Consider the following 12,092-nt stretch of genomic DNA (forward strand, 5'->3'; position numbering starts at 1 on the left):
CCGGGCGGATGCCGACCCGACGCCCGCGTCCATCCCCGGCACCGCCCGCCGCGGCCCCGTAGTGGCAGCCCTGATGCTCGCCATGGGGCTCGCCGCCCTCGACGGCACGATCGTGTCCACCGCCGTGCCCCAGATCGTCGGCGACCTCGGCGGGCTCTCCGTCTTCTCCTGGCTCTTCTCCGGCTATCTGCTCGCCGTCACCGTCACCCTGCCCGTGTACGGGAAGCTCAGCGACACCTTCGGCCGCAAGCCCGTCCTCATCGCCGGGACCGTCCTGTTCCTCATCGGCTCCGTGCTCTGCGCCGCCGCCTGGAACATGGCCTCCCTGATCGCCTTCCGCATCGTCCAGGGCCTCGGCGGCGGCGCCCTCCAGGGCACCGTCCAGACCATCGCCGCCGACCTGTACCCCCTGAAGGAACGCCCCAAGATCCAGGCGAAACTGTCCTCGGTCTGGGCCGCCTCCTCCATCGCGGGACCGGCCGTCGGCGGCCTCCTCGCCGGCTACGCGGACTGGCGCTGGATCTTCCTCATCAACGTCCCGGTCGGCCTGGTCGCCCTCTGGCTGATCGCCCGCCACCTCGTCGAACCCACCGGCACGGCCCCCCGCTCGGGCGTACGCATCGACTGGGCGGGCGCCCTCGCGATCTTCGCCACCGGAGCCGTGCTCATCACCGCGCTCGTCCAGGGCGGCGTCGCCTGGCCCTGGCTGTCCGCCCCGTCCCTGGGCCTGCTCGCCGGAGCCGCCGCCCTCGCCACCCTGACCGTCGTCATCGAGCGGCGCGCGGCCGAACCGATCATCCCCGGCTGGGCCTGGCGCCGCCGCACGATAGCCGCCGTCAACCTCGCCCTCGGGGCCCTCGGCCTGCTGATGGTCGCCCCGACGGTCTTCCTGCCGACGTACGCCCAGTCGGTCCTGGGCCTGGGCCCGATAGCCGCCGGCTTCGTCCTCTCCTCCTGGACGCTGAGCTGGCCGATCACGGCAGCCCTCTCGAACCGGGTCTACACCCGCATGGGCTTCCGCCTCACGGCGGTCCTGGGCATCTCGCTCGCCCTGCTCCTGCTGCTCGCGTTCCCGTTCCTGCCGTTCCCCGGCGAACCCTGGCAGCCGGCCCTCCTGATGCTGCTGCTCGGCGGATCCCTCGGCCTCTTCCAACTCCCCCTGATCGTCGGCGTGCAGTCGACCGTCCCGTACGAGGAGAGGGGCACGACGACGGCCTCGGTCCTCTTCTGCCGCCAGGTCGGCCAGAGCGTCGGCGCGGCCCTCTTCGGCGCGATCGCGAACGGCGTCCTGGCGGCGCGCCTCGGCGCGGAGACGGACCTCGACACGCTGGCCCGCGCCCTGACCGCCACCGACGAGATCCGCCGGGCGGTCGACGCGGCGGTGGACCGGGTCTACCTGGGCGCGGCGGCAGCGGCGGCCCTCGCCCTCCTGGCCCTCCTCACGCTGGCCCCGCGCCGCTTCCCGGTCCTGAAGGAGGAGGACTGAGTACCCGCCCCACCCTGAGTTGAGCAGTCGCACCCATGCCCGGGCGGCGCCCCGGACCCGACGATGGGGCCACCTCGTCCGAAGGAGCCGGCGCTTGAACCCCGACACGTACGCGAAGCCCTACGGCCCCGCCCGCCCGGTGCCGTCCCGCCGTGGGACCGGCCTCGCCGTGGCGGCGGCCGGGCTGTGGTCGGTCGCCCTGTTTCTGCTCTGGGGTCTGGGCTTCCTGGCACTGTGGGCGGAGGCGGACAGGGGGCCGACCGAGGGGATCCCGCTCCGCTGGGCGCTGATCTGCCTCGCCGTCGCGGCCGTACCGATCGCCCTCCTCCGCACACCCACCGTCCGCCGCCTGACCGTCCCGGCCCGCGCGCTCGTCACCGGCCTCGCCGTCTGCTCGATCGCGGTCGGCCTCGTGGTCCGGGCGGCCTGAGACGTCGTCCGACAGAGCCGGCCGGCGGTCAGCCGCCGTGAAGACCCACCCGTCAAGGTCACCGTAGACATGGGCTTCAAGGCCCGGGATCGCGTCTCAGCGGCCTCGTCGAAGCCGAGGCCGAGGCAGAGGACGCATCTTCCGAGCACACCGGCAGGGCTTCATGGGCGTGGCCTGCTTGACCTGCCAGGACGCCGCTTGCAGAGTCGGAATGCGCACCGCAGCAGCCGCTGCACCCCCTGCCGGCCGGTCCCTCGTCCACGGCGGGGCGGAGGGCCCTGACATCCAGGAGTGACTGGTCCGATGGTCCTCGACCTGGTGGTGATCGGTACGGCCATTACCCTGGGCCCCTTGCACAACAGCGCCTTCATCCTGTTGCTCTCCTCGCGGCGCGGCGTCCGTCAGGGTCTGGCCTTCCTGCTCTCGTGGCTGGCCAACCTGATCACGGTGATCGCCGTCGTGGTGCTGCTCACCAGCGGTCAGCCCCCGGCCCGTCACAGCGCGCCCTCGACCGCCGCGACCGCCGCGAAACTCGCCATCGGTCTGGCACTGGTGCTGTACGGCACGTACCGGCGGCGGCGCCCGCCCCGCCCGCACGGCCCGCCGCGCTGGGCCGCCCGTATCGACAACGCCTCCCCGGTAACGGCGGCCGGTCTGGCATGGCTGCTGCAGCCCTGGGGGCTGGTCGGCGCCGGTGCCGCCACGGCCGTCGACGCGAACCTCTCCACCCTCGCCGACTGGCTCGCGCTGACCGGTTACTGCCTGCTGGCCACGCTCAGCCTCATCGTCATGGAGACGTACACGGTCTGGGCGCCCACGGCTGCGAACGCCCGCCTGAACGCCCTGCGGAACTGGGTGGGGCAGCACCAAGAGCAGCTGATCGTCACCCTCGCCCTGATCGCCGGTCTGTGGCTGACGGCCCGGAGCATCTACGAGCTGGTCGCCTGACGCCGAAGGGCCCCGCCGTCCAGCCCGGACGGGCAGGGCCCTCACACGTACAACGGCGGGCTGTACTACTCCGCCGAGGCGAGCCCGACGAACCCGGCCCACGCGTCGCGCGAGACGCACAGGCCCGGACGGCTCACGTCCTTGGAGTCACGGACGTGCACGGTTCCCACGCCGGGGGCGATCTCGATGCACTGGCCGCCCTCAGTTCCGCTGTAGCTGCTCTTGAACCAGGCCAGGGATTCCGTGTTGTTCATAGCTCTCCCAGCAACTTCTCGATGAACTCCAGCGACTCTCGCGGGGTGAGAGCCTGCGACCGGATAATCCCATAGCGGGCTGCGGCGAGAACGGTCTGCTCCGGGTCGGTTGTCAACGAGCTCGTATTCTGCGCCTCGACGTACAGGAACTTCTTGCCGTCCTTGCGCGTGACGACCGTGAACGGGCCGTTCACGCCCGCGTTGTCCTCACAGTCGGTCGGCATGACCTGAAGCTCGACGTTCCGTCGCCGGCCGATCAGGAGCAGGTGCTCTAACTGCCCGCGAATGACCTGCCTGCCGCCGTACCGGTGCCGTAGGACCGACTCGTCCATGACGAAGCCCAGCAGAGGAGCGGGACGCCGGTCGAAGATGTCCTGCCGCGCCAACCGGGCCGTCACGCGCTGCTCGATCGTCTCCTCGTCCAGCGGTGGACGCCTCATGGACAGAAGCGCCCTCATGTACTCCTCGGTCTGGAGCAGGCCGTTGACCACCATCGTGTCGTACATCAACAGCTCTACGGCCTGCTTCTCCAGCTGTGCCATCCCCTGGAAGAACACCGGGTACTGCGCCTTCTCCAGCTGGTCCTTCCAGACCTTCAGCAACCCACCCGCGTCCAGTACCTCGTCCGACCGGTCGATCGCCCTCGGCGGCGGGATCCTCCGCCCCTGCTCGAACGACGCGATGGTCGAAGCCGAGTAGCCAAGCCTCTTGCCCAGCTCCTCCCGCTCCATCCCCGCCCGCACCCGCAGCGTCTTCAGGCTCTGCCCGAACGCCCCCACCACACCCTTGCCGGACTTGTCCGCCGCCTGCCCGGCCTCGGCCTCGGGCTCTTCCTCCGCCAACGCGCCCCACCTCTCGTACCGGCACCGACACGGCACGTACAAGCAGATCGCGTCAGTGCGTCACCACTGGTCACGCTACGCCACCAAGAGGAGCTTGGTAGGCATGACGAGCAACAACTTCAACCCCACCGGCACCACCCAACTACCGTGCATCTCGCCGTACTTGGAAAACAGGATCTTCGCCCTCCGGTTCACCTCGACCGCCCGGGGCGCACGGCTCGCCCGCCGGCTCGTCGGCGTCCGGCTGGACGAGTGGGGTGTGCCGTACGGGACCGAGGCGCACGAGACCGTCGCCCTGGTCGCGGCCGAGCTGGCGGCGAACGCGGTGCGGCACGGACATGTGCCGGGGCGGGACTTCCACCTGCTGCTGCGGGTCGCGGACGTCGCGCGGATCGAGGTCAGCGACACCCGCGCCGAGCGCGTACCGCCCCGCCCCGGCCGCCTTCCGGAGCCGGAACTCGCGGAAGGGGGCCGGGGCTTGCTGCTCGTCGAGGCGCTCGCCGAGCGGTGGGGCTGGTGCCCGAGGCTCGGCGGGCCGGGGAAGACGGTGTGGGCGGAGTGCGCCCTCGCCTGAGGCCTCCCCCCATTCACCCCTGGGTCTTGACGAACACGCCCGGACCGTGGCGGAGCGCCGAGGACCGCAGCGATCACGTTTCCCGATCCTTTTCCGGGTGGGCCAGGCGGCCGAGGAGGGCCACCGCGTCGCCCACCGGTACCGGCTGGAAGAACTCCGCGTCGACGCGCTCAACCGCCTCGATCGCGGTCGGCCTCGTGGTCCGGGCGGCCTGAGGCGAGCGCGCAGAGGCGGCCCGGATTCCCTTCGAGGCGCGGGGCTCCGCCCCCGGACCTCCGCGCCTCCACCTCCCCCGGCTACCGCCGGGAGGTGCCCCGGCGGGGCTGGGAATCCAGCCCCGCCGGGGATTGGGCGCCGCCGGCCGGATACGGCAGTCGGGCGGTTCCGGGGCGACCCGGGGGCGCGGTCAGGGACGGCGGGGAACGGAAGCTGATATCCCGTCACACATCCTCGCTCCGCAGCCCGAGAAGAGTGGTTCATGCCCCGCACCCCTGCCACCCGACGGTTCCACAAGCTGCTCACCGCCTCCCTCGGCGGACTCCTCGCGGTCACCGCCGCGGCCGCTCCCGCCCGGGCCGACGTGGGGGACCTGACGGAGTACCCGATCACGGCCGACACCTACCCCGCCGGAATCACGGCGGGGCCCGACCGCGCCCTGTGGTATGCCGGGGCCGACAGGATCGGGCGCATCACGACCGACGGCACCGTGACCGACTACCCCGTGCCCGGCGACCAGAGCTACTCCTTCGACATCACCCAGGGCCCGGACGGGGCATTGTGGTTCACCGAGCCCTCCGCCGACGAGATCGGCCGGATCACCACGGCGGGCCAGGTCTCCGAGGTCGCCCTGCCCGCAGGCAGTGCGCCCACGGGGATCGCGCTCGGAACCGACCGCGCCCTGTGGTTCACCGAGGCGGGCGCCGCGAACCGGATCGGCCGGATGCGGCCCGGCGGCGACGTGACCGAGTACGCCATCCCCACGCCGGACAGTTTCCCGTACCACATCGCCGCCGCTCCGGACGGTTCGATGTGGTTCACGGAACTCTCCGCCGGCAAGATCGGCCGGGTCGACAGGTCCGGCAACGTCACCGAGTTCCCGCTGCCCACCGGCTACGAGTTCCCGTCCGACATCGCGGCCGGACCCGGCGGGATGTGGTTCACCGAGCTCGGCGGGAGCGACATCGGGCGGATCAGCCTGTCGGGCGAGCTCACCTTCTTCCCGCTGCCGACCTCCAACCCCGGTGCGGACGGCATCACCCGCGGTCCCGACGGGAACATGTGGTTCGCCGAACAGGCCGGCGCGATCGGGCGGATCACCCCGGCCGGGAAGGTCACCGAGTTCCCGGTGCCGAACGGCGCGGACACGGTGCCCTACAACATCGCGACCGGGCCCGACCGGGGCGTCTGGTTCACCGAGCTCATCGGCAACGGCATCGGCCGCGTGCAGGCTCTCCCGGGCCGGGGGCCCGGCCCGCAGGCCGCCGCCCCGCAGCCGGCCCCGGCGGGGCCGCGCCCCGAGCGCACCCGCCGGCTGACGCTCTGCGGCCCGGGGAGCCCCGTCGGCGCAGTCCCGTTCTGCCGCTGACCCCCTGGACGCTCCGCCCGGCCGGGCCGGTGACCCCGCAGCGCCGGGGAGGACGGTGTGGGCGGAGTGCGCCCACACCGTCCTGGACCCGGGTCAGAACGCGATGTCGTACCGCGCCCAGCTCGTGACGTTGGTCTTCACGCCGGCCTTGAGAGGCGCCTTCCAGTCCCCCGTACCGGCGTAGAAGGTGATGGTGCCGTTCGAGGCCATCAGGTCGGCGTGCCCGTCGCCGTTGGCGTCCCCGACGCCGATGAGGTCGGTGAAGCCTCCCCAGCCGCCGCCGATCCGGGTGCGGGCGGCGAAGGTGCCGTCGCCCTTGCCGAGGTACTGCCAGAGGACACCGTCCTCGTCCCGGGCGAGGAGGTCCCCGGCCGGGCCGCCGGCGAAGTTCCCGACGGCGGCGACCTCGTTGTAGACGCCCCAGCCGCCGCCCACCTTCTTGCGGGCGGAGAAGGGGGCGGTGGCGTTCCCGGTGCCCGGGTAGAGCCACAGGACGCCGGACCTGTCGGTGGCGAGGAGGTCGGGCCGGCCGTCGCCGGTGACGTCGCTGCCGGCCGCGAGCCGGTCGTACACCTGCCAGCCGCTGCCGATCCGCGTCCGGCCGGAGAGGGGCTTGTTCCGGTCGTTGGTGCCCTGGTAGAGCCAGAGGACGCCGGCCTTGTCCCGGGCGAGGACGTCGGGCGCGGTCGTGCCCGCGATGTTCCCGGCGGTTTCGAGCCGGTCGTAGACCTGCCAGCCAGAGCCGACATCGCCCCAGCTCGTGCTCTTCACCGACCCGCCCACCGCGACGGGCTGGGTCCGGAACAACCGCATCAGGCCGCCGGGTTCCCGCCCGAAGAGGTCGGCGGTGCCGTCGTCGTCGAAGTCGTGGGGCGCCGGGGGCCGGGTGACGGTGAAGCGTCCGGTGGAGACCAGGTCGGGGCCGATCCCTTCCTCGGGATGGGCGGAGATCCTCCACTCGTACTCGCCCGCGCGGGCCGGGGTGAGCTGCCCGTCCGCGCGCTCCAGGTCCTTGCCGTCCCAGTGCCAGGTGACCCGGCGCGGCGTCCCGTCGACGACGTCGGCCGGGGCGGGCCACGTCTTGGAGATCGACTGCCCGGTACGGACGTTCTTCAGGATGACCTGGACGGACGCGTCTCCTCGCGACAAGTCCCAGCCGAAGTCGACCCCGCCCGCGAGCTGGTCGCCGGTGAGGGTCTTCGGGACGGTGGAGCCGGTGAGGGTGACGACGGTCGACTGCCCGGTGGACGCGACGAGTTCGACGTCCGGGCGGCCGCCGTCGGCGCGCGGCGAGATCCGGTAGAGGCCCTCGCCCTGCTCGGGGGTGCCACCGCGCACCAGGAGCGAGCCGCCGGGGCCGGCGACGGCGGAGGAGAACGCGGTGAGGAGGACGGCCTTCTCCCCCGTCTCGATCGACTGGACGGTGAACGGCCGCTTCGTCGGCTGGTAGCGGCCGTCGTCGTAGTCGGGCGCGTCGATGTGGATCTTCTGGCCGGTCGCCACCCAGCTGCCGACCAGGTACACCGGGTCGCTCACGTCCTCCGAAGGGAACCACCGCTCTTCGGACTTGCCGCGCTGGTGGGCGACGATCCCGTACCCCGACAGCCTCATCTCGCGCCAGGCCACGTGCGTGGCGGAGACGGCACCCTGCTGGGCGTACTGGTTGTCGTCCTGCAGGTACATGGGCGAGTTGCCCCCGTCGAAGTCGACGACGACCTTGGAGGACCTCGCCGGCTCGCCGACCCAGCAGTCGTAGATCGCGGAACCGGTGTCGCTCCAGCCCGAACCCGCGTCGCCCGAGTAGCAGTCGAACTGCGGCCCGCCGAGTACCCATCGGATCTTCAGCGTGCCGCCTTCGACCGTCGCGGCGTACTGCTCCCAGTGACCGTCCTTCTCCCGCGTGAGGAGGAGGGTGCTGCCGGCCAGGCCCGTGAGGTGGTAACCGCCGAGCGCGTCGAGATCGGCCTCCACCGGCGCGGCCGCCGCCGATCGCGAAGGCCCCGGGCAGCACGACCGACGCCCCGTCCGCGTACCGCGTCCAGCGGAACTCGGGCGTCGCGCCCCGGGTCTTCGACAGGAAGCCGCTCGGGCCCGCGCCGACGACGTCCGCGTTGCGCGGGAACGGCACGGTGGTGGTCTGCTGGGCTTCCTGGGCGACCCCGGCGGCCGGTGCGGCCGTGGCCGGGGTCGTGGCGATCGTGCCGCCGGTCACCGCGAGGACGGCGGTGACGGCCGCCGCCGTGAGACGGCGGCGGCTGGAGATGTGCATGTGCTTCAAGTTGTTCCCTCCCCTGGGGGGACGACAGTAGTCGTCCCCGTACCGCCTCCGGCAATCAGGTTTCGGGATGGGCCAGGCGGCCGAGCAGGGTGATCGCGTCCTCGACCGGCACCGGCTGGAAGAACTCCGCGTCGACCTGCTCGACGGCGGCGATCGCGCGGGGGGCGAGCGCGGCGCCGGCGTCCGTGACGCGCAGGCGCTTGGCGCGGGTGTCGGACGGGTCGACCTCGCGCTCGACGAGGCCCTTGTTCTCCAGGGTGCGCAGGACCTGGGAGGTCATCTTGACGTCGGTGCCGGCCTGGCGGGCGAGGGTCAGCTGGTTGGGGTGCTCGCCCTGGGTGTTGAGCCACCAGGCGCAGGCGAGCAGGACGAACTGCACGTGGGTGAGGCCGAGGGGGGCCAGGGCGGCCGCGATGTCGCGCTGCCAGCGCAGCGTGGCGTGCCAGAGCAGGAATCCGGGGCTCTTGCCGGGGTCGAGGGCCATCAGCGCCGGGCCAGTTCGACGAGGGAGGCCATGGTGTCGGGCCAGTCGGCGGTGATGCCGGGGCCGATCTGCGGGCCGGCCTCGTCGGCGCCGGTGCCGGTGATCTCCATGCGGTACACGACCCGCACCCGGTCCCGGTCGAGCCGGTCGATCCGGTGGACGGTGCGCAGCAGCAGATCGCCGAAGCGGGCCTCGTCGACGAAGAGTTCGTTCTCGACGGCCTCCGCGACGGTCAGTTCCACCGGGTCGTCGCCGGGCGGCGTCATGGTGATCCGCGCGCCCGTCCCGAACGGGCCGCTGATCTCGATCTTCTCGATCTCGGCGTTCCAGGCGCCCCAGTTCTCGACGTCGGCCCAGAGGCGCCAGATCGCCTCGGGGGCGGCGGTGGTCTCGATGCCGTGCTCGTACTCCCACATGGCGGGCCTCCTCGATCAGATGATGTGTCCATAGATTATCTTCGCGCAGACTAAATGTCGAGCGCCCGGCGTCCCCATGCCGCCGCCAGCAGCGGCACCACGGCCAGCAGTTCGCCCACCGCGCCCGTCCACAGCGCCGCCCGCACGCTCACGTACTGCCCCACCAGCCCGCCCGCCAGGGCACCCAGCGGCATGGAACCCCAGGCCAGGAAGCGGAAGGTCGCATTCACGCGGCCGAGGAGCGGGGCGGGGGTGAGGCGCTGGCGGAGGGAGACCGCGCCGACCTTGAAGGTCATGAAGGCGGTCCAGCCGAGGCCCTGGAGCAGGCACGCCACCGCGTACCGCCCGTCCGCGTGGAAGAACGGCACCGCGAGCAGCCACAGCATCCCGCTGACCACGACGGAGGCGACCAGCGCGCGGCCTTCGCCGAGGCGGGCCGCGACACGGGTCACGAGGAGGCTGCCGAGGAAGCCGCCGAGCGCCTCCGCCGTGAACACGAGACCGCACAGGAACGGCGACATGCCCAGATCCCCCGCGAGCAGCACCAGGAGCATCGAGGCGCCGACCGTGCCGCACAGGTTGGAGATCGCGGCGGCGATCGTCAGCGCCCGCAGCAGCCGGTCGCGGAACACGAACCGCAGCCCCTCCGCGATCTCGTCCCGCAGCCGGGCCCCGGGCGCCCGCTCCGGCCGGGGGTCGGGGCGGCGGATCCGGGAGAGGAACAGCGCGGAGGCGAGGAAGCTGACGGCGTCCAGCGCCGGCGCCACCGGGGCCGTCACCGCCGCCACGAGCGCGCCGCCCAGGCCGGGACCGCCGGCCGCCGTGACCGTACGGGACGCCTCCAGGGCCACGTTCGCCTCCACCAGCCGGTCTTCGTCCACGAGTTGGGGCAGGTGGCTCTGGTACGCGATGTCGGAGAAGGCCGTGCAGACGGACAACCCGAAGGCCACCCCGTACAGCTGAGCCAGGGTCAGCACGCCGAGCCACGCGGCGAGCGGGAGGCTCGCGAGCAGCGCGGCCCGGGCGAGATCGCCCACGATCATCACGCGGCGGCGGCGCATCCGGTCCACCCACGCCCCGGCGGGCAGCCCGAGGAGGAGGAAGCCCAGGTACTCGCACGTCACCAGGAGTCCCGCCTGGAACGGGGACGCGTGCAGCGGGCCGATCGCCACGAGGGGGAGCGCGAGGACGGTGATCGCCGTACCGGCCTGGCTCACGGTGTCGGCGATCCACAGCCGGCGGAAGTCCGGGAGCCTGAAGAGCCGGGGTCGTTCAAGGGTCGTGGTGGTCATGTCGGCGAACACCATCACCCCCGGCCGGGGCCGACCATTGTTTTAGTCTGGGCGAAAAGCTCATGGGTGGGGGTGCCGGTGGGAGAGATACGGTTCGGGGTCGACGACCTGGCGCAGCTCCGGTTCGCCGTGTCACCCCTGTGGGAGTCCGTCGCGGCGCTGCGGGCCTCCGCCGATCCGGGGGGCCACGCCCTCCATCTCCCCTGGATCAAGACGGCGTTGACCGTCGGCCGGGAGCGCACCGACCTGCTCCCGCACCTGCCCGGGCTCGAAGCCCTCGCGCCCCCGCCGCGCTGCCCGCTCGCCGAGATCGAGGAGGAGCTCTCGATGGGGCCGCCCGAACACCGGGAGGCCCTGCTCGACTGGTGGGCGGCCGGGGTACGGCCGTACTGGCCCCGGATCAGGGCCGTGCTGGAGGCCGACCTCGCGTACCGCACCCGGCAGCTCTCCGAGGACGGCATCCAGGAGGTCTTCGCCCATCTCCACCCGAGCCTGCGGTGGACGGAGGACCGGCTCACCGGGCCCGGCCTCCCGGCCCGGGGCCTCGCCCTGGGCGGCGGTGGGATCACCCTCGCCCCGAGCGCCTTCACCACCCGCTGCGTCCTGCTCCCGGGGCGGAAGGGCGTACCGCCGTGCCTCGTCTATCCCGCACGGGCCGTCGGCACCCTGTGGGAGCGGCGCGCCGAACCGGGCGACGGGCTCGCGCGGCTCCTCGGGCGCAGCAGGGCGGGACTCCTGGGCCGCACGAGCACCCCGACCACCACCACGGGCCTCGCCCACCAGACCGGGCTCAGCGTCGGCGCGGTCTCCCAGCACCTCGCGGTGCTGCGGGACGCGGGCCTGGTGACCTCGCACCGGTACCGGCGCGAGGTCTACTACCGGGCGAGCGAACTCGGCCGGGCGCTGCTCGAACCTTCGCGCCCGTCCTAGGCTCGAACCTTCGCGCCCGTCCTGGGCTCGAACCTTCACGCCCGCCCTGAGCCCGGACCTTCACGCCCGCCCCGGGGCCTGATCCGCCGGGCCCGTCCTAGGCCCCCGCCACCAGCATTCCGCCCATCGCCAGCATGGTCGCCGCGACCAGCCCGTCCAGTACGCGCCAGGCCTTCGGGCGGGACAGGATGCCGCTCAGCAGCCGGGCGCCGAAGCCCAGGGTGAAGAACCAGCCCAGGCTGGCCAGGGCCGCGCCCACGCCGAAGGCCCAGCGCAGGTCGCCGCGGTCGGAGGCGAGCGAGCCGAGGAGCAGCACGGTGTCCAGGTACACGTGCGGGTTCAGCCACGTCATGGCCAGGCAGGTCAGGACCGCCCGGCGGGCCGAGCCGGCCTCCGGGCCGCCCGCGGTCAGGGCGGCGGACGGGTCGGGGCGCAGCACGCGCCGGGCCGCGAGGAAGCCGTAGCCGAGCAGGAACGCCCCGCCCACCAGCCCCACCGCGGTCAACGCCGCCGGCCACGCCGTGACCACCGCGCCCACCCCCGCCACGCCGAGCGCGATCAGCACCGCGTCCG

Annotated in this window: 13 protein-coding genes; 6 read left to right on the forward strand and 7 right to left on the reverse strand. The window is 72.8% G+C overall.

The genetic code is table 11. The features are described 5' to 3' along the window. Positions 1-31 precede the first annotated feature (31 nt). The 3 genes from CCN56_RS07900 to CCN56_RS07910 all read left to right on the forward strand — a co-directional run bounded on the left by CCN56_RS07900 (position 32) and on the right by CCN56_RS07910 (position 2,864). Positions 32-1,486 (forward strand): MFS transporter, encoded by a 1,455-nt coding sequence (locus CCN56_RS07900; RefSeq protein ID WP_256961850.1) that lies wholly within the window; start codon positions 32-34, stop codon positions 1,484-1,486. A 94-nt stretch (positions 1,487-1,580) separates the two neighbouring features. Then, positions 1,581-1,916, forward strand: a complete 336-nt coding sequence (locus tag CCN56_RS07905; protein ID WP_086824939.1) for a hypothetical protein — start codon at positions 1,581-1,583, stop codon at positions 1,914-1,916. Between the two features lie 303 nt (positions 1,917-2,219). Further along, positions 2,220-2,864 (forward strand): GAP family protein, encoded by a 645-nt coding sequence (locus CCN56_RS07910; RefSeq protein WP_086824941.1) that lies wholly within the window; start codon positions 2,220-2,222, stop codon positions 2,862-2,864. A 65-nt stretch (positions 2,865-2,929) separates the two neighbouring features. Here CCN56_RS07910 and CCN56_RS07915 read toward each other — a convergent pair whose 3' ends face one another. Together CCN56_RS07915 and CCN56_RS07920 are read right to left on the reverse strand one after the other, a co-directional pair. Further along, positions 2,930-3,118, reverse strand: a complete 189-nt coding sequence (locus tag CCN56_RS07915) for a DUF397 domain-containing protein (RefSeq protein ID WP_086824943.1) — start codon at positions 3,116-3,118, stop codon at positions 2,930-2,932. Further along, a complete protein-coding gene (locus CCN56_RS07920) occupies positions 3,115-3,960 on the reverse strand; it encodes a helix-turn-helix transcriptional regulator (protein ID WP_179199738.1) in 846 nt (281 codons plus the stop codon). Before CCN56_RS07920 ends, CCN56_RS07915 begins: the two co-directional genes overlap by 4 nt. Positions 3,961-4,063: 103 nt before the next feature. Between CCN56_RS07920 and CCN56_RS07925 the strand changes: the two genes are divergently transcribed. Both CCN56_RS07925 and CCN56_RS07930 read left to right on the forward strand, forming a co-directional pair. After that, a complete protein-coding gene (locus CCN56_RS07925) occupies positions 4,064-4,534 on the forward strand; it encodes an ATP-binding protein (RefSeq protein ID WP_179199739.1) in 471 nt (156 codons plus the stop codon). Between the two features lie 478 nt (positions 4,535-5,012). Continuing rightward, a complete protein-coding gene (locus tag CCN56_RS07930) occupies positions 5,013-6,119 on the forward strand; it encodes a hypothetical protein (protein ID WP_179199740.1) in 1,107 nt (368 codons plus the stop codon). Between the two features lie 93 nt (positions 6,120-6,212). On the opposite strand, the gene CCN56_RS07935 is transcribed toward CCN56_RS07930, so the two are convergent. The 4 genes from CCN56_RS07935 to CCN56_RS07955 all read right to left on the reverse strand — a co-directional run bounded on the left by CCN56_RS07935 (position 6,213) and on the right by CCN56_RS07955 (position 10,589). After that, positions 6,213-8,090 (reverse strand): FG-GAP-like repeat-containing protein, encoded by a 1,878-nt coding sequence (locus tag CCN56_RS07935; protein ID WP_086824948.1) that lies wholly within the window; start codon positions 8,088-8,090, stop codon positions 6,213-6,215. A 362-nt stretch (positions 8,091-8,452) separates the two neighbouring features. After that, positions 8,453-8,881: a MarR family winged helix-turn-helix transcriptional regulator gene (locus tag CCN56_RS07945; RefSeq protein WP_086824951.1), complete on the reverse strand. Its 429-nt coding sequence runs from the start codon at positions 8,879-8,881 to the stop codon at positions 8,453-8,455. Beyond that, the gene (locus CCN56_RS07950; protein ID WP_086824953.1) at positions 8,881-9,297 is read right to left on the reverse strand and encodes a polyketide cyclase; all 417 of its coding nucleotides are present in this window, start codon (positions 9,295-9,297) and stop codon (positions 8,881-8,883) included. The genes CCN56_RS07945 and CCN56_RS07950 overlap by 1 nt, the downstream gene beginning before the upstream one ends. Positions 9,298-9,347: 50 nt before the next feature. Beyond that, positions 9,348-10,589 carry an MFS transporter gene (locus CCN56_RS07955; protein WP_256961849.1) on the reverse strand — a complete coding sequence of 414 codons (1,242 nt, stop codon included), beginning with the start codon at positions 10,587-10,589 and terminating at the stop codon, positions 9,348-9,350. A gap of 78 nt (positions 10,590-10,667) precedes the next feature. Here CCN56_RS07955 and CCN56_RS07960 point away from each other — a divergent pair, with 78 nt between their 5' ends. After that, entirely contained in the window at positions 10,668-11,519 is an 852-nt protein-coding gene (locus CCN56_RS07960) for a helix-turn-helix transcriptional regulator (protein WP_086824956.1), read from the forward strand. Positions 11,520-11,616: 97 nt separating this feature from the next. Here CCN56_RS07960 and CCN56_RS07965 read toward each other — a convergent pair. Then, positions 11,617-12,092, reverse strand: a 476-nt coding sequence (locus tag CCN56_RS07965) for a LysE/ArgO family amino acid transporter (protein ID WP_086824962.1), incomplete at its 5' end; no start/stop codon positions are given.

It is taken from the genome of Streptomyces sp. NRRL B-24572 (genome assembly GCF_002156145.1).
Classification (GTDB): Bacteria; Actinomycetota; Actinomycetes; order Streptomycetales; family Streptomycetaceae; genus Streptomyces; species Streptomyces vietnamensis.